Raw genomic sequence first — 20,400 nt, 5'->3', positions numbered from 1 at the left:
GGTATCTGACGCCGGATCCCATCAAGTTGGCCGGTGGGTTGAATCAGTACCAGTACGTGCCGAATCCGACGGGGTGGGTGGATCCGTTGGGGTTGAGTTCCAATTGTCCGCCGCCGAAACAACCATGTCGTCCAATGCAGTATGGAGCTGGTAGTGCAATTGCGGACGAGGGCGGCCCTCCAGTGCCTAAGATGACAGTGCAAGAACGGAGGGACAGAATTGATGAGCTGGCTGAAGAAAACGCATACCGACGTTTACATGAAATGGAGAATCCACAAAATGGAGAGCATTTTTTAGAAAAACACGGCGCCCAAACAACTCTGCAATCTCAATTTGAAAGAATTTCGTCAGCGAAAAATCCAACGACTGGTGTCGTAGAGAAATATATCGGTGGATCAAAAGACGGAGAGCTTAAAATTCCAAGTGCGGCTACTCATTTTCTCAGTCATAGGGATCAATTGAATGCTATTTATAGAGCGAAACTAATACTTCGTCAGACCAATCTTCAAACTTCGAGAAGGCCTATGGATATGGGGAGTATAATTGGGGAAGGTTATACGAAAGAGGGAGTTTATGGGCAGCAGAGGAAAGCTGTTGTTATTCTCAAGGCAAACGGTCGCACCGTAACTTCTTATGCGGATTTTTAATAATGAAAAATTTATATGAAATTGTAGATATAAAGAATCTGCTGTTTGTTTTTGATATCGAAAATACGTTTGATGTCGAGCGAGAGCGATTGATAGTTGAAAAAAACGTAAACGACTCTCAACAGTTAACGGCACTGTTCGATGTTTTGTTAAAGCCTGAATTTTATGAGTATACCGATGCCGAGCAAGAGTCTCTCATATGTACAATCGATCATTTTTTGAAGGCGGATGATAATTTTGATCGTGTATTTAATCGAATGACGACATATTTTGATGATGAGATCGTGGATAGGCCCAGCTTTATGAGGGTTTTGCTGGAGTGTTTGAAAAAATATCGAAATGGAAAAGACTCTGGCTAATCAAAATGTGAGATGAGAGAGCGGGCCCCTTCGCGGGCAAGCCCGCTCTCACAGGGATTTGTGTCGCTCCAGAAATCAGCGTTGGCCCATTAGCTGCGACTGGCACAGGTCGGGCGCGGTGAGACTATCAATCACATGCACGCTATACCCCGGAACATTCTTCGCATGATGCTTCGCCTGCGATGCCATCTCAGCGAGCTGACTGGCATCCAGTTGTGCGCAGGCCTCGGGGTGTAGATGCACGACGCCAATGGACAGCGACAACAGCGCAAACTCCTGGCGCACCCCTTGGCGATTCGGGGCGATGAAGCAGCCGGCGTCGAGGTGTTCAGTGCGATAGAAGCGTCGGCATTGGCTCTGGAAATCGTCGAGCAATTGGTTGAGGCGTTTGCGCCAGTCTTCGGGGCCGAGGACCAGGAGAAAGTCGTCGCCACCAATGTGGCCAACGAAGTCGCGGGTAGGGTCTACACGTTCGTTGAGACAGTGCGCCAGACACAGCAACACTTCATCGCCGCGACCGTAGCCGTAGATGTCGTTGAAGGGTTTGAAGCTGTCGATGTCGACGTAGCAGATGACCGACTCGCGGCCTTGTTGCAGCAACCGCGTCAGGCATTGCTGAATCGGCACATTGCCCGGTAACAAGGTCAGCGGGTTGGCGTAGCGAGCCTGCTGGATTTTCAGTTCGGTAATCAGTTTGAGCACATCGATCACCCGGCCGAGGCCGAGGTAGCTGCCGTTGAGGGTGATGATGAAGTCTTCTTCGATGCGTTGTCGGGCGCGGCTGGTGATCAGGCGGCTGACTTGTTGCAGCGACTGGCTCATTTCCACGGCGAGGAAGTCGTCGTTCATCAGGCGGCTGATCGGTTTGCGTGCGAACAGGTCGGTGGCGAAGGGTTTGAGCAGTGCGTCGGACAGCGAATGGCGGTGGACGATGCCACAGGGCTGGCCTTGTTCGTCGAGCACCGCCAGTGAGTTGAGGTTGGCCTGACGACGGAAGGCTTCGAGCACGGTGGCGGTCGGTGTATCGCGATGGACCGCCGGTTGGTCGTTGAGCAAGGCGCTGAGGTCGCTGCCTTCGTCGTTGAGCGCCACCGCGCTGCTGTCATGTTTCGGCATCAAGGCGCGGGCATCGCGCGGTGGATGCTCTTGTGGACGGCCGAGCAGATAACCTTGCACCAGGTCGACGCCCATTTCCGTCAGTACGGCGAGTTCTTCTGGCAGTTCGATGCCTTCAGCGATGACTTGTGCGCGAGAGGCTTTGGCGATTTGCAGGATCGAGCCGACGAATTCGCGCTTCAATGCGTCCTGATGAATACCGTCGATGAAGTGTCGGTCGATCTTCACGTAATCCGGACGAAGCTCCGACCACAGTCGCAGGCTCGAATAGCCAGCGCCAAGATCATCCAGCGCAATCGAAAATCCCATCGCCCGATAGTGATGCAGCGCGGTTTGCAGTAACTGGAAGTCGTCGATTGGCGTTTGTTCCGTCAGTTCGATAACGACCTGACTGGGTGGAATGCCGAAGTCCTGCAGCAGTTGCAGCGTGCGTCCCGGTTGATGTGCGGCTTCGAGCAAAGATTCGGGCGAGACGTTGAGAAACAGCTTGCCCGGCAGTTGCTGTTCGTTAAAACGACGGCAGGCGCTTTGCCGGCAGGCGATTTCCAGTTCATTCAAGCGCCCGGCTTGTCGCGCAACAGCAAACAACGCAATCGGTGAGTGAAGAGGGCTGTTGGAAGGTCCGCGTGTCAGGGCTTCGTAACCGAGAATACGTCGCTCCGAGAGGCTGATGATCGGCTGGAACAGGCTGTGCAATCCGCTTTGAGTCAGGATCGAGCTCAAGGCACTCAGCTGTTCGGTCGTGGTCATGGCAATCTCTGGCGATAAAAAAAGGACTGGGAGCGCTCTCGTTGAAGAGAGTGGCTCCCAGTCCTTTATTGCACGACAGAATGATGACTGTTTGATGACGATCCGGGGATCGTCAGCATTAAATTGCCATCACTTACTTCTTGGCCACCTGATTGCTCAGCTTCAGGTAATCCAGCAGCACGCGCCCGGTTTCGCTCAGGTAGGCATCGTCTTCCGGTTTGACCTTGTCCGGCTCGGCGGCGGAGAGGGCGTCGTCGTCTTCTTTCTTCAGCTCTTTGAGCGGCTCTTCGCCTTTGGCCTTGCGACGGATGTTTTCCATCGTCAGCTGTTTGGCGTCGATGTCGGCGTGCTGGGCACGACGATCGGCTTCGTTGAGGCTGACGGTTTTTTCTTCCATCAGTTTCTGCGCCAGGGCCAGCTTGTCGCGGATGAACACGAACTCGGCATCCTTGGCGGTGCGGGTGTCATGTTCGGACTTGAGCTGGGCCAGGAACGGTTTGAACGGATCGGCCGCCGGTTTGATTGCCGCGCGGATGGTGTCCCACGGCATTGCTTCCGGCAGTGCGCTCTCACCGATTTCCTTGGTATCGATCAGCGACGGATAGTCGATGTCCGGCAGCACGCCCTGATGCTGGGTGCTCTGACCGGACACCCGGTAGAACTTGGCCAGGGTCAGTTTCAGTTCGCCATGGTTCAACGGCTGAATGGTCTGCACGGTGCCTTTGCCGAAGGTCTGGCCGCCGATGATCAGCGCGCGGTGGTAGTCCTGCATCGCGCCGGCGAAGATCTCCGAAGCCGAGGCGGACAAGCGGTTGACCAACAGTGCCATCGGGCCTTTGTAGAACGCGCCCGGGTTCTCATCTTCCAGCACGTCGACACGGCCATCGGCATTACGCACGAGGACGGTCGGGCCCTTGTCGATGAACAGGCTGGTCAGCTCGGTGGCTTCCTGCAGGGAACCGCCGCCGTTGTTGCGCAGGTCGATGACCACGCCGTCGACTTTGTCTTTCTGCAGCTCGGTCAACAGCTTTTTGACGTCGCGGGTGGTGCTCTTGTAGTCCGGATCGCCGGCACGGAACGCCTTGAAGTCGAGGTAGAAGGCCGGGATCTCGATGACGCCGAGCTTGTAGTCCTTGCCGTCCTGTTTCAGGTTAAGAACCGACTTCTTCACGGCCTGGTCTTCGAGCTTCACCGCTTCACGGGTGATCGGCACGATCTTGGTGGTCTGGTCGTTCGGCGCATTGCTGGCCGGAATCACTTCCAGGCGCACCACGGTGCCTTTCGGACCGCGAATCAGCTTGACCACTTCGTCCAGACGCCAGCCGACCACGTCGACCATCTCTTTGTTGCCTTGGGCAACGCCGATGATCTTGTCGGCCGGGGCGACTTGTTTGGTTTTGTCGGCCGGGCCTGCCGGCACCAGACGCACGACTTTCACCTGGTCGTTGTCGCTCTGCAACACGGCACCGATGCCCTCGAGGGACAGGCTCATGTTGATGTCGAAGTTTTCCGCGTTATCCGGCGACAGATAGTTGGTGTGCGGATCGTAAGACATGGCGAAGGTGTTGATGTACGCCTGGAAGATGTCTTCCGGACGGGTCTGATCCAGGCGCGCCAACTGGTTCTTGTAGCGCTTGGTCAGGGTTTCCTGAATCTGCTTCGGCTCTTTGCCGGCGATCTTCTGACGCAGGACTTCGTCCTTGACGCGTTTGCGCCACAGGTCATCAAGCTCTGCGGTGGATTTCAGCCAAGGGGCGTCCTTGCGATCGATCAGCAAGGTTTCCCTGGTGGTGAAGTCCATCTTGTCGACGCCCTTGTTCAGCTCCGCAATGGCGAAGTCCAGACGCGCCTTGACGCGGTCCAGGTAGCGCTTGTAGATGGTGAACCCGGCGTTGAGATCGCCGCTTTTGAGGAAGTCGTCGAACTGGGTCTTCCACTTGTCGAATTCGGCGATGTCGCTGGCCATGAAATAGCTGCGCGACGGATCCAGCAGCTTGATGTAGCTGTCGTAGATGATCACCGAGCGCGCATCGTCGAGCGGCGGCTTGCTGTAGTGGTGACGCTTGAGCAATTCGACGACGTTCAGGCTGGCGATGACTTCATCGCGATCAGGCTGCAACTTGTCCCAGCTGTTGGCTGCGAATGTACTGCCCGACACCGGCAACAGGCCGATACCGATGAAAAGAGCGAGGGCGGTGCTGGGGAGCAAATGCTTCATGCTGATTCGACGCGGGGACAATTGATAACGCATATTAGGCCGTCTTTGAAGTCGCCGGTCTACGAGAGCCGGTCGCATAATGCAAAAAGCCCGGCGCTACAGCTTCGGGCTCAGTCCAGACTCACTATGGAGGCACTGTGAAGGCATTGCAAGGCGTTGAAGGTCAAGTGGCATGGGTTGAGGAGCCGAGTCCTACGTGTGATGTAGGACAAGTCCGCATTCGAGTGGCGGCAGCCGGCCTAAATCGCGCCGATTTATTGCAGAAAGCGGGGCTCTATCCGCCACCGCCGGGGGCCAGCCAAGTGCTCGGTCTTGAGTGCTCCGGGGTCATCAGTGAGGTCGGTGCGGGCAGTTCGTGGCAGGTCGGCGATCGGGTTTGCGCCTTGCTGGCCGGGGGCGGCATGGCCGAAGAGGTGGTGGTCGACGGGCGGCATGTGCTGCCGGTGCCCGAAGGCGTTTCGCTGATCGAGGCGGCGGCATTGCCCGAGGTTTACGCAACAGTCTGGTTGAATGTGTTTCAACTTGCGGCGCTCAAACCGGGTGAGAAAGTTCTCTTGCACGCCGGGGCAAGTGGAATCGGTTCAGCCGCCATTCAGTTGTGCAAGGCGTTTGGCAATCCTTGCTGGGTCAGCGTCGGTTCAGCCGAGCGTTTGGCGTATTGCGAGGCGCTGGGCGCGCAGGGCGGGGTGGTGCGCACCGATGATCTGGAGAGCCTGCGTGATTTCGGGCCGTTCGATGTGATCCTCGATCCGGTGGGTGGTAATTATTCGGCGTTGAATCTCAAGCTGATCGCGCTGGACGGGCGTTGGGTGTTGATCGGTTTAATGGGCGGCCGTGAGGCGAAGCTGGACCTGGCGCAGGTGTTAGGCAAGCGCGTGCAATTGCTCGGCTCGACCTTGCGCAGCCGTGGCGATCAATTCAAGGCGGATCTGTTGAGTGATCTGGGCCAGCACGTGTGGCCTTTGTTTGCCGAAGGGCGGTTGCGTCCGCAGTTGGCCAAGGCGTTTGCGGTGAAGGATGCCGAGGCGGCGTTTGCAGAACTGGCGAGCAACACTGTTGCTGGAAAACTGGTTTTGGTGATCGACGACAGTCTGAGCTGAGAACAGGGAAAAAGCCCCTCACCCTAACCCTCTCCCAAAGGGAGAGGGGACTGACCGGGTTGTTCTGTCGGGCTACATCGACCTGATGCATCGGGTCGAACTCAGGTTTGGAATATCAGCCTGCCTGTGCAGATTAAATCTTTGTCATTTCCAGAGGTGGATTGGCCAGCCGGCTTTTTCGGCGTGCTCCAGCAGCACTGGGTCCGGGTTGACCACGTGCGGAAAATCCACCTTCAGCAACAACGGCAGATCATTGCGTGAGTCGGAATAGAAACTCGCGCCTTCGAGATTCTCTTCTTCGGCATCCAGCCACTCCAGCAACCGGGTGATCTTGCCTTCGCGGTAGGTCAGGGTGCCGACGGTGTGGCCGCTGTACACGCCATGGGCGACTTCCAGTTCGATGCCGAGAATCTCATCGATACCCAGCCGATCGGCAATCGGTTTTACCAAGTGTGTGCCCGACGCCGAAATCACCAGAATGCGGTCGCCGGCCTTGCGGTGGGCAGCGATGGTTTTGGTGGCGTCGCTGAAGATGATCGGTTCGATGAAGTCTTCAACCCATGGCCCGACCAGGTGCTCGACTTCTTCTGGCGTACGCCCGATCAACGGCTCCAGGCTGAATTCCATGTAGTCTTCCATGCGCAATTTGCCATGGCTGTAGGCGTCCATCAGTTCGTTGTTCTTGCGCATGAACGATTCAGGATCGACCCAGCCCAGGCGCCCCATCTGCTCGCTCCAGAGGGTGGCGCAGTCGCCGTGGATCAACGTTTCGTCCAGATCAAAAATTGCCAGAGCCATCAGTGCAGTTCTCTCTTCAACGTCAGCAAAGTCATCAGGCTACCTCACACAGGGCCGTCGGATCGATGGAAAGCGCCAGACGCTGACCGTCGGGATGCAGATCGGCGGCCGAGCGATTGAGCACATCCACCACCAGTTCTACGCCACGCGCTTCGATCCGGTAACGGATGACGTTGCCAAGCAGGCTGTGGCTGCGGATCTGCGCGTCGAGTTCGCCGTTGAGGCTCAGTTCGATGGCTTCCGGGCGAATGGCGATGCGGTGATTGATCGGGCGCTGCAACAGTTTCGAAGCGGCTTGCGCGTCGAGCAGGTTGTAGTTGCCGATAAAGCCGGCGGCGAACACATCGACCGGCGCAGTGTAGAGGGTTTCGGCATCGCCGCTTTGTACGATTTTTCCCTGATTCATCAGGAAAATCCGGTCAGACATGGTCAGCGCTTCCTCCTGATCGTGGGTGACAAAAATCGTCGTCAGGCCGAGTTCGCGTTGAATCTGGCGGATCTGTTCGCGCAGGTGTTTACGAATCCGTGCGTCGAGCGCCGACAGCGGCTCGTCCAGCAGCAACAAGCGCGGACGCGTGACCAGCGAACGGGCGAGGGCAACCCGCTGGCATTGACCACCGGATAACTGATGCGGATAGCGGCTGGCGAAGTCGTTCAGTTCAACCAGTTTCAACACCTCGGAAACGCGTTTGTGGCTGTCGTCGGCATTGACTTTTTGCATGCGCAAACCGAACGCAACGTTTTGTTCGACAGTCATGTTGGGGAACAGCGCATAACTCTGAAACACCATGCCGATCCCGCGTTTCTGCGGGCTCAACGGTACGATATCGACGCCATCGAGGAGGATCTTGCCGCCATCCACCGGAGTCAGTCCGGCGATGCAACGCAGCAGGGTGGATTTTCCGCAACCGGACGGGCCGAGCAGGGTGACGAATTCGCCTTTGTTGATTTCGCAGTCGATGTCGCTGAACACCGTGGTGCCGGCGTAGCTTTTCTGCAGGTGTTGGACGCTGACATAGCTCATTCGCTTTTGTCCTTGTTCAAGATGTTGGCGATCCAGGTCAGGACCAGCACGAAAAAGAAATACGAGATGACCAGCGCACTGGTGAAGTGGCCGCTGCTGTTGCGCATGTTGTTCAGGTAAACCTGCAGGGTTTCGTAACGCGTGCCGACGAGGATGTTGGCAAAGACGAACTCCCCGAAGAGGAACGAGAACGACAGCAGCAACGCGACCATCAGGCCTTTGCGCAGGTTGGGCAGCACCACCAGAACCGCCGCTTGAAAGGTGCTGGCGCCGAGCAGTTGCGCGGCGTCCATCAGGTCACGCAGGTTGATCGCTTGCAGGTTGTTGGTGATCGCCCGGTACATGAACGGCAGCGCCACGGTGAAGTAGCAACCGATCAGGATCCACGGCGTGCCAACCATCGCCATTGGCCCGGAACCGTAGAGCTGCAGCAGGCCCACCGATGACACCACCGGCGGCACCGCGAAGGGCAGCAGAATCAGGATATTCATCAGCGCATCGAGTTTCGGAAAGTGGTAATGCACCACGAACAGCAGCGGCAGAATCAACACCACCGAAAGCACCAGTGCGCCGACACACACAATCAATGATTGGCCGAAAGCGTGAAGGAAGCGCGGGTCGCTCCACAGCTGGATGTACCACTTGAAGGTGAAGCCGCTGGGCAGAATGGTCGCCGACCAACTGCTGGCAATCGAATAGACCAGGGTGCCCACCAGTGGCAGCAAGAGGATGGCGAACAGCAGATAAACCACGACGCGGTGGTAGAGGCCGGCCGGGCCGGATTCAGCGCGAGACATGGTAGCTCCTCTTCAACAGCAGTTGATGCACGACGGTGACGATGGTCATCAGCGCCACCAGCACCACGGCCAGAGCGCTGGCCAGGTTCGGATCGAGGGAAATATCGCCCGAGACCATCGCCGCGATACGAATCGGCAGGACGTTGAAGTTGCCCGTCGTCAGCGCATACACCGTGGCGTAGGCGCCGAGGGCGTTGGCCAGCAGAATAACGAACGTACCCAGCAGCGCTGGTGTCAGCACCGGCAAACCGATGTGCCGCCAGAACTGCCAGCCGTTGGCGCCGAGTAATGCGGCGGACTCGCGCCAGTCTTCACGCAATGCGTCGAAGGCGGGGTAGAGCAACAACACGCCAAGGGGAATCTGGAAGTAGGTGTAGAGGATGATCAGCCCGGTTTTCGAGTACAGATTGAAGTCCTGAATGATCCCCGACTGCTTCAGCATGATGGTGATGCTGCCGTTGAACCCGAGCAGGATGATGAACGCAAATGCCAGGGGCACACCGGCGAAGTTGCTGGTCATGTTGGCGAAGGCGTTGACGAAGTTGCGCAGCTTCGAATCGACCCGGCGCAGGGAATACGCACCGAGTACGGCAATGATGATGCCGAATACACTCGACCAGAAACTGATCTCGAGGCTGTACTGGATCGCCTGCAAATAGAACTTCGAGCTGAAGATCTTGCTGAAGTTGGCCAAGCCCCAACCGAACTCTTCCGATTGCAGGCTGTTGATCATCACCCAGGCCAGCGGGGCGATTTCGAAGACGATAAAGAACAGCGTGAACGGCACCAGGCACAACGCCGCCAGCCATTTGCCGCGAGTCATTGAGTTCACTTGAGCAGCTCCCGGCACACAGGTTTGTCGTGGGGTACGCCGAGCAATTCGCAGACCGTGCCGCAGATGTCGGTCTGCTTCGGTGCGGCGCCAGCATCAAGGCTGAACGCATCGCCGAGGACGAACAGCGGCACCTGGCGCTCTTCCGGCAGCAAGCCGTTGTGCGAGCGGTCGTTGTTCATGCCGTGGTCGGCGGTCACCAGTACTTGGAAGCCGGCTTCGAGCCAGTTCTGCAAATAGTCGGCGAGGATGATGTCCGCCGAACGCGCGCTGTTGCGGTACTGCGACGAATCGAGGCCGTGCTTGTGCCCGGCGTCGTCAATGTTCATCGGGTGGATCAGCAGGAAGTCCGGATCGTGGCGCAGGCGCAGGTTTTCCGCGTCGGCGAACAGGTGCGAATCCGGGTAGTGATCGTTCCAGTAGAAATGCCCGTGCTGGATCGGCAGCGACAGGTTGTCGGTGTGCCGGTCGCGGGCGGCTACGAACGGCGAGCGGTTGTACAACTCGCTGACCCAGTGATACGCCGCTGCAGCGGTTTTCAGACCGGCCTCGCGGGCGTAGTGGTAAATGCTGCGCTGGTTGGACAGGCGCGAGACGTTGTTGTGGACGATGCCGCTGTCGATCGGCGGCACGCCGGTGAGGATGCATTCATAAAGCGGTCGGGACAGGGCCGGCAGCTCGCACTCCAACTGATAGAGCGCGGCGCGTCCTGCGCCAACATAAGCCTGCAGATGCCCCATGGCGTGACGCGCGACCTCGTAGTTGAGGCCGTCGAGCACGACAAGGATGACGTTGTGCTTCATAGGGGCAAAAACTCCGCGAAACAGGAAATTTCAGATTCACCTGGATCCCTTGTAGGAGTGAGCCTGCTCGCGATAGCGATTGAACATTCAACGACAATGTTGACTGAACTACCGCTATCGCGAGCAGGCTCACTCCTACATGGGGATTTGTTTCGGATCACAAAAATGGTGATCAGCCGCTTATTTCATTTCCACGATGACTTCTTCGTTCCACGCCTGTGGCAGGGCTTTCGAAGTCTTTTCCCACGCGTCGGCATCTTTGATCGGGGTGACCTTTTTGTACTGCTCGTTTGGCAGCAGCTTGGCCTTCACGTCTTCCGGCAGTTGCAGGTGTTCGGCGCGGATCGGGCGGGCGTTGCCGCGCGCGAGATTGGTCTGGCCGGCGTCGCTGAAGATGTATTCGCGAGTCAGCTTGGCGGCGTTAGGATTTTTTGCGTATTTGTTGATGATCGTGGTGTAGCCGGAAATCACCGAACCGTCGGACGGGATGAGCACGACGTAGTCATCCGGGTTGGCCATCTTGGCCTTGTAGCTCAGGCCGTTGAAGTCCCAGACCACACCGACTTCGATCTCGCCTTTTTCCATGGTGGCGATGGTCGGGTTGGCCATCGACAGGCGACCTTGCCTGGCGATGTCGGCGAACAGCAGCAGCGCAGGTTTGATGTTTTTCTCGTCGCCACCGTTGGCCAGTGCCGCAGCGAGAACGCCGTTGGCAGCTTGCGCAGCGGTGCTCACGTCACCGATGGAGACCTTGTATTTGCCGCCCTTGAGGTCAGCCCATTTGGTGGGTACTTCGGAACCGTGCAGCAGCTTTTTGTTGACGATAAAAGCAATGGTACCGGTGTAGGCCAGCGCCCAGTTGCCGTCCTTGTCCTTGGCCCAGTCCGGGACTTGATCCCAGGTGCTTGGCTTGTACGGCTGCACCACGCCTTGCTTGACCGCGATCGGGCCGAAGGCGGCGCCGACGTCGCCGATGTCGGCGGTCGCGTTGTCTTTCTCGGCGGCGAACTTGGCGATTTCCTGGGCCGAGCTCATGTCGGTGTCGATGTGTTTCAGGCCGTAGGTCTTGGCCAGGTCTTCCCAGGTGCCTTTCCAGTTGGCCCAGTCATCCGGCATGCCGACGCTGTTGACGGCGCCTTCCGCTTTCGCAGCGGCTTCGAGGGTTTTCAGATCGGTGCCGGCCGCCATGGCGGAGGTGCACATTGCAATGGTCGAGCCTAACAGTGTTGCCAGGAAAAGCTGTTTCATTCCGAAGCTCCTTGGTCGTGTTCAACGCTGCGATTGCGGTGTGGGTTGGTCTAGGTCAGCAATACCTGAGCCAATTTAGGCGGGCTGGATGACACTTTGATGTCGGTGGCCCTGCGGCAGGTCTTTTGTGTGCCTGGTATCGGCGGTTGCCAGTTAAGCGTAGACCATGCTCAGGCCCCAGCGGACAAGGGACTTGGCCGATGTATTGCAAGTCATGAGGACGACCGTTCGGTAGTTTTGTCATCTCCCGGTCATCTGCACTGCCTAGGCTTGCACACACGGAAACGGTTCGTTGGCCGTGGGTTTTTTGCCCCGAAACAGTGCTGGTCTAGTCCAGATAGGTAACTTGATGCGTGATGAGGCAACAAAAGCGGTGACAGCCATTGGCCAAGTGCTGCAGGAGCAGCTCGATCATGGTCTGTTGGCGGCGGGCAGCAAGTTGCCGGCCGAGCGCAAGCTCAGTGAGTTGTTCGGCACGACGCGGATTACCGTGCGCGAGGCGTTGTTGCAACTGGAAGCGCAGGGGCAGATTTATCGCGAAGAACGGCGCGGCTGGTTCGTGTCGCCGCCGCGTCTGGCCTACAACCTGATGCAGCGCAGTCATTTTCACGCAATGGTCAGTGCGCAGGGGCGGGTGCCGTCGACCGAGGTGATTTCGGCGCGGTTGCAGCCAGCTTCGGCGGCGGTGTGTGCGTGGTTGCAGCTGCCGGCGTTGTCGAGCGTGATTCAGATTTGCCGGTCGCGGCGCATTGATGGGCGTTTGGTGTTGTATGTGGAGCACTATTTGAATCCGCAGTTTTTTCCGGGGATTCTTGAGTTTGATTTGAATCAGTCGATGACCGAGTTGTATGCGCGACATTACGATTTGCACTATGGGCGGGTGCGCTTTGAGATTGTGCCTACGTCGTTGTCGGTGGATGCGGCGGCGGCTTTACGGGTTTCTGTGGGGAGCCCGGGGTTGCGGATTGCTCGGGTCAATTATGATCAGCATGAGCGGTTGATTGATTGTGATCTGGAGTTTTGGCGGCATGATGCGATTCACGTATCGGTTGATGTGGTTTGATCGTTTTGGGGGCATATCCGTTGCTTCGGGTGTTGCTGATTAGGGTTCCGCCCTTACGGCGAGTCACCTTTTCCAAACGCCGAAAAGGTAACCCAAAAGGCTTGCTCCTACGTGCGGCCCGCTCGCTGGGGCTCGGGGTTCCTTCGCTCCGGGATCGATCCGGGCGCAGCGCCTACGGTTTGCTTCGCTGCACCTCCTCTCGCTGTGTTTGGCTGCGCCAAACGGTCGCTGCGCTCCCACGCCCGGATCAATCCCTCCACTCAGCCTTCCGACGTCGCCCGTGGATCAAGATCAAAAGCGGTACTCGAGCTAACGCTCATTGTGTTGAGTGGTGAGAAGCAGAAGCGATATTGGTTTGCCGGTTGGACTCAATCCTTGTGAGAGCTGGCTTGCCAGCGATGGCGGCCTGACAGCCGACCTGTTTCCTGCGGATGTACTCGATCCCTTGTAGGAGTGAGCCTGCTCGCGATGGCGGCCTGACAGCCGACCTGTTTCTGACAGGCTGCACACGTTCCAAATGTGGGAGCGAGCCTGCTCGCGAAAGCGCCCCCACAGTCACCTCATCTCTACTTGCCTGTCCGCGCATTGGCATATAAATAATCCGTCGCCAACGAGGCCAATGTCCTCACTCCCACCACCAGCGCCGATTCATCCACAAAGAACCCGGGATTATGATTTGGCGCAGCCTTGCTCATGTCTTGATCCCGCGGCGTCACGCCCAGAAACACAAACAGTCCCGGTACTTCCTTGGCAAAAAACGAGAAGTCTTCCGCGCCCCCCACCAGCGGTGCATTCACCACATCATCCTTCGCCGCCCACTTCAAAGTCGGCAGCATTTTTTCGGTGAGCGCCGGGTTGTTTATCGTCGGGTCGTATTTTTCGATGATGGTGACGTCAGCTTTCGCGCCGCCACTTTCGGCGATTTTTTCCACGGTCTGGCGGACATCGGCATGCAGTTTCTGGCGAATGCCGTAGTCGTAGGAGCGGATCGTTCCGCTCATGTCGACGGATTCGGGAATGATGTTGTAGCGGGTGCCACCGTTGATGGTGCCGATGCTGACCACTGACGGATAAGACGAGATGTCGGTGCGGCGGCTGACCACTGTTTGCAGGCCGACGATGGTTTGTGCGCCGACGGTGATCGGGTCGATGCCGTCCCAAGGGCGGCCGGCGTGGGTTTGCTTGCCGAGGATTTTGATGCGCAGGTCGTCGGAGCTGGCCAGGGTGGCGCCGGGGCGGTAGGCGATCTGGCCGGCGGGGACGCCGGCCCAGACGTGCAGGCCGAAGACCGCGTCCGGTTTGGGTGATTTCATCACGCCTTCCTCGACCATCATTTTCGCGCCCCAGGTGTTTTTGCCGTCGGGGATGAAGTCGCTCGGGCCTTCTTCGGCGGGCTGGAAGTAGAACACCACGGTGCCGGGTAATGTGTCGCGCATGCCTGTGAGAATTTTCGCCGTGCTCAGCAGGATCGCGGTGTGGGCGTCGTGGCCGCAGGCGTGCATGACGTCGACTTCCTTGTCGAGGTAGGTGCCTTTGGCTTTCGAGGCGAACGGCAGGTCGGCGACCTCCTTGACCGGCAGCGCATCCATGTCGGCGCGCAGGGCCACGGTAGGACCGGGCAGGGCGCCTTTGAGAACGGCGACCACGCCGGTGCGGGCGACGCCGGTTTTCACTTCCAGGCCCATGGCCGTGAGTTGTTTGGCGACCAGTTCCGCAGTGCGTTTTTCCGTGTTGCCGAGTTCCGGGTGGGCGTGGATGTCGCGGCGGGTTTCCAGCAGTTGCGGTTCAAGCTTTTGCGCTTGTTCGGCGATTTCAGCGCGGGTGCTGTCCATCGTCGCGGCGCCGGCGTGGCTGGCGACCAGGGTGAGCAAAACGGTCTGGGCAATGCGCGTCAGTTGCATCGGGTTTCTCCTTGATTATTGTTGTCGGGCTTCCCTGCCTGTGACTGCAACCGCGCGCCTGAGTGCCTATTCCTTCGGCTCGCCACCGCCGGCAGTGATCACTTGCACGCTCATGCGCGGCGTTGCCAGATCGAGTCCAGCCTCGTCGAGGTGGCGTTTGAGTGACAGGTTGAAGGCTCGGGACACTTCCCATTGTTTGATCGGCGCGGTCTTGAATCGCGCGCGCAGAATCGCGCTGCCGGATTCGAAACTTTCGACCCCCTGAATCTCCAGCGGCGACCAGATGTTGCGTCGCTGCAACGGATCGGTACGCATCTTCTGCCCGACTTCGCGCATCAGTTTGATCGCGTCGTCGATTTCCATGTTGTACGGCACGGCGACGCGGAAGATTGCGTAGCCGAATTCCCGCGAGTAGTTCTTGATGCTTTTGATTTCGCTGAACGGGATGGTGTGGACGATGCCGTCGATATCGCGCAGGCGCACGGTGCGGATGGTCAGGCCTTCGACGGTGCCGAGGTGGCCGCCGACGTCGACGTAGTCATCGATGGCCAGCGAGTCTTCGATGATGATGAACAGGCCGGTGATCAAGTCGGCAACCAGCGACTGCGCACCGAAACCGATGGCCAGACCGATTACACCGGCACCGGCCAGCAATGGCGTGACGTTCATGCCCATGTTCGCCAGTGCGACGATCAGCGCGATGATGAAAATCGCCACGAACAGCACGTTGCGGATCAGCGGCATCATCGTTTGCGCGCGGGCGTTGGCCAGGCCTTTACGCGAGCGGGTGAGGGCGTGATGCACGGCGGTGTCGGCGAGAATCCAGATCAGCCAGGAAAAAATCAACGTACCGGCCAGGCTGAACAGTTTGACGCTGACGTCATGCCCATCGCCTTCGGCGAAACCGATCAACGATTTGCCCCAGACGCGCAGGCCCAACTCGATGAATGCCAGCCACACCAGCAGATGCGCGAGGGTGTAGAAGAAGTTTTTCAGGCGCTCCGAGTACAAGGCGTGACGTCTCGCCCCGCGTTGCGGTTTCAGTGAATGGCGACGCACGAGGCCGTTGATCACCATGCACAACACCAGCAGCACGGTGCAGATCAGCGACTGACGCAGGGCGGTGCTGGTGTCGCCGGCGGAGACAAAAGTTGCGAACAGCGAGATGCCGACCAGCACCAGCGCCGGCACGTACCAGAACGTTCCGAGGATTTCGATGGTGTCGCTGAGGGCGCGGCGGGTCAGGCGTCGGGACAGCGGCTGGTTGCGGATCAGGTGCGCAATCGGGCGGCGGAAACGCAGGATAAACAGACCGGTAGAGAGTGCCGCGAGGACATTGGCGATAGTGGCGGCGGAGTGCGCCAGGTGCACGCCGAGGCTTTCGATCAGGCGTGGGTCGTTCAGCGCTTCACCAAACGCGGCGAAGCTGCCGATCAGCCACAGCGGTCGAAATGCCTGATGACGCAGGATATACAGCGCGCGATGGCGGTGCGGGCCATCGAGCAGGGAAAACGCGATCACGCAGATCGCCGAGAAACACGTTCCGACCACCAGTGCGTAGGCCAGTACCATCGCCAGGCTTTTGCCCAGCGAAGATGGCAAAGCGTAGGACATGTAAACGGTCATCACCAGCGCGATCAACCATGGCCCGAGCTTGCGCAAAGCGAAGCGCAGCATGTCGAGGGCTTTGGGGTGTTGTGGCAGCTCTTCGGTCAGGCCGAAGCGCATGCGCACTCGATGGCCGAGCCAGATCAGGGCAGCGGCGAGCAGGCTCCACACCGCGAGGATCATGGCGAAACCGAAGATGATCGGCAGCCATTCGTTAGCCGGCAGCATCATGCCGCTGAGTTCCTCCTTGGCCAGGTCGAACTCGTTGGACCAACGGGTAATCGGGCTGTCGGCACCGGAAAACTGTTTTTCGAAATTGGCCAGGGTGCCGCCGATCAGGCCGAGCACGCCTTCTTCCGGTGTGGTCTGGGCTTTTTTCGTAGCGTCGCGCAGCTTTTTCAGATCGGTCAGCAACTGTGCGCGTTGCTTGTCGTTTTCCAGCGACTTGATGACTTCGTCGAGGGACTGGCCGAGCGGTTCCTGGGCTTCGGGCTGCGCCTTGTTGGTGTTGAGCAGACCGGGCAAACCGACCGCATGGGCGGGCGCCAGCGGCAGCAGCGTCATCAGGCAGACGAGGAACAGACTGGGCAAAGCAAAAAGACGAGCGAACACTAGGCGGTCAACCTCGCAAGGGGCGGATTCGCTGGAGTGTACGAGGCCAACCCCGTCAATGCGAGCCGGGCGCGGATTTATTCGTTGAGTTTGGCGAGGATCTTGTACACCACGGTGGCGAGGATCGTGAGCATGCCGATCCACATGGCGAACACACCGGCGTTCTTGTCGCGGAAGTTGAAGCCGATGGCCAGCAGGATCATTCCGCTCAGAATCGGAATGAGCATGGCGTGAAACGAAGACATCGAGATCATGGGGACTGCCTTGTCGAAATGAATGATGTAAGTCTAGGTCGGTTTCTGCCGGCCGGTATTGATCTGAGTAGGAGTTGCCGCAGGCTGCGATCTTTTGATTTTGTTTTCAAGATCAAAAGATCGCAGCCTTCGGCAGCTCCTACAGCGAACAAGTGGTCCCGAATGGTTAAGGCAACTCGCGGCAGGCGTAGAACGCGCTCAGCACTTTGACCAGGTGTGCCAGGTCATGGCTGCCGCACAGTTCGCGGATCGAGTGCATGGCGAAGGTCGGCAGGCCGATGTCAACGGTGCGCACACCGAGGTGGCTGGCGGTGATCGGGCCGATGGTCGAGCCACAGCCCATGTCGCTGCGCACCACGAAACTTTGCACCGGGACTTCTTCGGCCATGCACAGATGGCGGAAGAAGCCGGCGGTTTCGCTGTTGGTGGCGTAGCGTTGGTTGCTGTTGACCTTGATCACCGGGCCGGCATTGAGTTTCGGGCCGTGGTTGGCGTCGTGCTTTTCTGCATAGTTGGGGTGCACGCCGTGGGCGTTGTCGGCCGAGACCAGCAGGGACTTCTGGATGGTGCGGACGAATTCATCACCTTCCGGCAGCAGGCGGCGCAGGGTTTGTTCGAGCATCGGGCCGTCGGCACCGCAAGCCGAGCAGGAGCCGACTTCTTCGTGGTCGTTGCACACCAGCACGCAGGTTTCGTCGGTTTCGGCAGTCAGCAATGCTTGCAGACCGGCGTAGCACGACAGCAGGTTGTCGAGGCGCGCGCCGGCAATGAAGTCGCCATTCAAACCGATGACGGCGGCACTTTGCGTATCGTAGAAACTCAACTCGTAATCCAGCACGACGTCGGCATTCAAGCCGTGTTCGCGGGCCAGTTGCTCGGTGAGCACGGCGCGGAAATCGACGCGCTCGTCGCCGGCGAATTGCGCGAGGATCGGCGGCAGTTCGGTCTGCGCGTTGATCGCCCAGCCTTGATTGGCTTCACGGTTAAGGTGAATGGCCAGGTTGGGAATGATCGCGATCGGTGCCTTGAAGTCGATCAACTGGCTTTCGACCTTGCCGTCGCGGCGGAAGGTCACGCGGCCGGCCAGCGACAGATCGCGGTCGAACCACGGTGCCAGCAGCGCGCCGCCGTAGACTTCAACGCCCAGTTGCCAGAAGCCTTGACGCTGCAGTTCCGGTTGCGGCTTGACCCGCAGGCACGGGCTGTCGGTGTGCGCGCCGACCAGGCGGATACCGCCGTGCAGGGGCGAAGTGCGGCCCATTTTGATCGCGACAATCGAGGAGTCGTTGCGGGTGACGTAATAGCGGCCGTTCGGCTCGGTGGTCCATGGCTCACGCTCGTCGAGGCGCACGAAACCGGCAGCCTCCAGACGCTGAACAAGACTGGCGGTGGCGTGGAACGGGGTAGGGGAGGCCTTGAGGAAGTCGATCAGGCCTTGGTTCAACTCTTCGCGCATAAGAAACTCCAGACAGCAATGGGCGGGAGTTTAACGCATCGGCCGGGGAATTGAATCTGCACCGGATCCGTGTAGGAGTGAGCCTGCTCGCGATAGCGGTATGTCATTAAGTAATTTTTGTCTGACACACCGCTATCGCGAGCAGGCTCACTCCTACAAGGGGTCTGCAGTGGCGGTCAGAACGGTGCGGGGCACTCGAAACGCAGGCGTTCGCCGGTTTGCGGGTGGGTAAAGCTGAGCATGCTCGCGTGCAGGCACAGCCGTGGCCAGGCTGCGAGGGCTTGTTCATGGGCATAGAGCCCGTCACCCAGCAGCGGATGCCCGATCGACAGCATGTGCACGCGCAACTGGTGCGAACGCCCGGTGATCGGTGTCAGCTCGACGCGGCACCAGTCGCCGCAACGTTCGAGCACGCGCCAGAAGGTCAGCGCATGTTTGCCGAATTCGTGATCGACCACGTGACGCGGTTTGGTCGGCGGATCGTAGCGCAGGGGCAAGTCGATGCTGCCGCTGTCCAGTTCCGGTTGGCCCCAGGCCAACGCAGTGTAGGCCTTCTCTGTTTCACGGTCGTGAAACTGGCGCGACAGTTCGCGGTGAGTATCGGCGTCACGCGCGAGCAGAATGATGCCGGAGGTTTCCCAGTCCAGACGATGGACGATGCGCGCTTCCGGGTAGCCGTTTTCCTGCAAACGGGTAATCAGGCAATCCTTATTGTCGTCGGCGCGACCGGGCACCGAGAGCAGCAACGTCGGTTTGTCGACCACCAGTACGGCGGCGTCCTGATGGATGATGCGGATGTTGGACAACGGCATTAAAACAGCCTCGTAACAAATGCCAACGGCGGCTCGGAACTGCTGATAACCCTGTAGGAACTGCCGAAGGCTGCAATCTTTTGACGTTGAAGATCAAAAGATCGCAGCCTTCGGCAGCTCCTACACAAGCATCAATAGTCCGAGCCGCCGTAGCGACTGCCAAATCGACTCAGCGATCAGGCAGGGTGATGTTGAGTTCCAGAATCGAGCAACTGCCCTGGCTTTCCAGTGCAACATGTACGTCGTCGTTGCCGATGTTGACGTACTTGCGGATCACGTCGACCAGTTCCTTCTGCAAGGCTGGCAAGTAATCCGGCGTGCTGCGCTGGCCGCGCTCATGCGCCACGATGATCTGTAGACGCTCTTTCGCTACCGAGGCGGTACTTGGCTTTTTGTTGGCACGAAAGAAGTCAAAAAGGTTCATTACCTACCTCCAAACAGGCGCTCGAAGAATCCCTTCTTCTCGACATCGAGGAAACGGTGGGCTTTTTCTTTGCCCAGCAAGCGGTCGACGGTATCGCTGTAAGCCTGACCGGCATCGCTCTGGTCGTCGAGAATCACCGGGACGCCCTGGTTGGATGCCTTGAGCACCGCCTGGGATTCCGGGATCACGCCGAGCAGGGTGACCGAGAGGATTTCCTTGACGTCTTCAACGCCCAGCATCTCGCCTTTTTCAACACGCTCTGGATGGTAGCGGGTGATCAACAGGTGTTCCTTGATCGGGTCTTCGCCACGTTCGGCGCGACGCGATTTGCTCGCCAGCAGGCCGAGCATACGGTCCGAATCTCGTACCGAGGACACTTCCGGGTTGGTCACGACGATCGCTTCGTCAGCGAAGTACATGGCCAGGTGCGCACCTTTCTCGATGCCTGCCGGGGAGTCGCAGACGACGAACTCGAATTGTTCCTTGAGCTCCATCAGGACTTTTTCCACGCCTTCGACGGTCAGCGCGTCTTTGTCGCGGGTCTGACTGGCGGCCAGTACGTAGAGGTTTTCCAGGCG

The 20,400-nt window shown here is 58.6% G+C and carries 19 protein-coding genes; 4 read left to right on the top strand and 15 right to left on the bottom strand.

Going from position 1 to position 20,400, the window contains the following annotated elements; translation table 11 throughout:
• Both ACIPIZ_RS27905 and ACIPIZ_RS27900 read left to right on the top strand, forming a co-directional pair.
• The coding region (locus ACIPIZ_RS27905) for an RHS repeat-associated core domain-containing protein (RefSeq protein WP_401168669.1) at positions 1-647 on the top strand (647 nt) is incomplete at its 5' end.
• Between the two features lie 2 nt (positions 648-649).
• Positions 650-1,006 carry a hypothetical protein gene (locus ACIPIZ_RS27900; protein WP_064391175.1) on the top strand — a complete coding sequence of 119 codons (357 nt, stop codon included), beginning with the start codon at positions 650-652 and terminating at the stop codon, positions 1,004-1,006.
• 75 nt (positions 1,007-1,081) lie between these two features.
• Here ACIPIZ_RS27900 and ACIPIZ_RS27895 read toward each other — a convergent pair whose 3' ends face one another.
• Both ACIPIZ_RS27895 and ACIPIZ_RS27890 read right to left on the bottom strand, forming a co-directional pair.
• Positions 1,082-2,872 (bottom strand): bifunctional diguanylate cyclase/phosphodiesterase, encoded by a 1,791-nt coding sequence (locus tag ACIPIZ_RS27895; RefSeq protein WP_064391176.1) that lies wholly within the window; start codon positions 2,870-2,872, stop codon positions 1,082-1,084.
• A gap of 133 nt (positions 2,873-3,005) precedes the next feature.
• Positions 3,006-5,090 (bottom strand): carboxy terminal-processing peptidase, encoded by a 2,085-nt coding sequence (locus ACIPIZ_RS27890; RefSeq protein WP_163024112.1) that lies wholly within the window; start codon positions 5,088-5,090, stop codon positions 3,006-3,008.
• 137 nt (positions 5,091-5,227) lie between these two features.
• On the opposite strand from ACIPIZ_RS27890, the gene ACIPIZ_RS27885 reads away from it, so the two are divergent.
• Positions 5,228-6,190 (top strand): zinc-binding dehydrogenase, encoded by a 963-nt coding sequence (locus ACIPIZ_RS27885; protein ID WP_401168664.1) that lies wholly within the window; start codon positions 5,228-5,230, stop codon positions 6,188-6,190.
• A 144-nt stretch (positions 6,191-6,334) separates the two neighbouring features.
• On the opposite strand, the gene ACIPIZ_RS27880 is transcribed toward ACIPIZ_RS27885, so the two are convergent.
• The 6 genes from ACIPIZ_RS27880 to ACIPIZ_RS27855 all read right to left on the bottom strand — a co-directional run bounded on the left by ACIPIZ_RS27880 (position 6,335) and on the right by ACIPIZ_RS27855 (position 11,692).
• On the bottom strand, positions 6,335-6,988 hold the full coding sequence (locus ACIPIZ_RS27880; RefSeq protein ID WP_064391179.1) for an HAD family phosphatase: 654 nt from the start codon (positions 6,986-6,988) through the stop codon (positions 6,335-6,337).
• Between the two features lie 34 nt (positions 6,989-7,022).
• A complete protein-coding gene (locus ACIPIZ_RS27875) occupies positions 7,023-8,012 on the bottom strand; it encodes an ABC transporter ATP-binding protein (protein ID WP_064391180.1) in 990 nt (329 codons plus the stop codon).
• Entirely contained in the window at positions 8,009-8,809 is an 801-nt protein-coding gene (locus ACIPIZ_RS27870) for an ABC transporter permease (RefSeq protein WP_105709332.1), read from the bottom strand. The genes ACIPIZ_RS27875 and ACIPIZ_RS27870 overlap by 4 nt, the downstream gene beginning before the upstream one ends.
• Entirely contained in the window at positions 8,796-9,632 is an 837-nt protein-coding gene (locus ACIPIZ_RS27865) for an ABC transporter permease subunit (protein WP_161806665.1), read from the bottom strand. The genes ACIPIZ_RS27870 and ACIPIZ_RS27865 overlap by 14 nt, the downstream gene beginning before the upstream one ends.
• A gap of 5 nt (positions 9,633-9,637) precedes the next feature.
• Positions 9,638-10,444: an alkaline phosphatase family protein gene (locus ACIPIZ_RS27860; RefSeq protein WP_122853702.1), complete on the bottom strand. Its 807-nt coding sequence runs from the start codon at positions 10,442-10,444 to the stop codon at positions 9,638-9,640.
• 180 nt (positions 10,445-10,624) lie between these two features.
• Positions 10,625-11,692, bottom strand: coding sequence for an ABC transporter substrate-binding protein (locus ACIPIZ_RS27855; RefSeq protein ID WP_064391184.1), 1,068 nt, complete (start codon positions 11,690-11,692; stop codon positions 10,625-10,627).
• A gap of 349 nt (positions 11,693-12,041) precedes the next feature.
• On the opposite strand from ACIPIZ_RS27855, the gene ACIPIZ_RS27850 reads away from it, so the two are divergent.
• Entirely contained in the window at positions 12,042-12,755 is a 714-nt protein-coding gene (locus tag ACIPIZ_RS27850; RefSeq protein WP_105709331.1) for a UTRA domain-containing protein, read from the top strand.
• Between the two features lie 566 nt (positions 12,756-13,321).
• On the opposite strand, the gene ACIPIZ_RS27845 is transcribed toward ACIPIZ_RS27850, so the two are convergent.
• The 7 genes from ACIPIZ_RS27845 to minD form a co-directional block, all read right to left on the bottom strand.
• A complete protein-coding gene (locus ACIPIZ_RS27845; RefSeq protein ID WP_253485175.1) occupies positions 13,322-14,656 on the bottom strand; it encodes an amidohydrolase in 1,335 nt (444 codons plus the stop codon).
• A gap of 66 nt (positions 14,657-14,722) precedes the next feature.
• Positions 14,723-16,876 carry a mechanosensitive ion channel family protein gene (locus ACIPIZ_RS27840; RefSeq protein WP_064391187.1) on the bottom strand — a complete coding sequence of 718 codons (2,154 nt, stop codon included), beginning with the start codon at positions 16,874-16,876 and terminating at the stop codon, positions 14,723-14,725.
• 77 nt (positions 16,877-16,953) lie between these two features.
• Positions 16,954-17,130 (bottom strand): hypothetical protein, encoded by a 177-nt coding sequence (locus ACIPIZ_RS27835; protein ID WP_163004785.1) that lies wholly within the window; start codon positions 17,128-17,130, stop codon positions 16,954-16,956.
• A gap of 166 nt (positions 17,131-17,296) precedes the next feature.
• Positions 17,297-18,586: a M18 family aminopeptidase gene (locus ACIPIZ_RS27830; RefSeq protein ID WP_105709329.1), complete on the bottom strand. Its 1,290-nt coding sequence runs from the start codon at positions 18,584-18,586 to the stop codon at positions 17,297-17,299.
• A gap of 176 nt (positions 18,587-18,762) precedes the next feature.
• Entirely contained in the window at positions 18,763-19,398 is a 636-nt protein-coding gene (locus tag ACIPIZ_RS27825; protein ID WP_007960625.1) for an RluA family pseudouridine synthase, read from the bottom strand.
• Between the two features lie 169 nt (positions 19,399-19,567).
• On the bottom strand, positions 19,568-19,822 hold the full coding sequence (minE, locus tag ACIPIZ_RS27820; protein WP_003223146.1) for a cell division topological specificity factor MinE: 255 nt from the start codon (positions 19,820-19,822) through the stop codon (positions 19,568-19,570).
• The coding region (minD, locus tag ACIPIZ_RS27815) for a septum site-determining protein MinD (RefSeq protein ID WP_401168655.1) at positions 19,822-20,400 on the bottom strand (579 nt) is incomplete at its 5' end. The genes minE and minD, both read right to left, overlap by 1 nt.

It is taken from the genome of Pseudomonas sp. NPDC087690, from assembly GCF_044743175.1.
In the GTDB taxonomy this organism is placed as follows: Bacteria; Pseudomonadota; Gammaproteobacteria; order Pseudomonadales; family Pseudomonadaceae; genus Aquipseudomonas.
The sequence above is the reverse complement of the archived record's forward strand: the minus strand, read 5'-3'. Positions and strand labels throughout refer to the sequence as shown.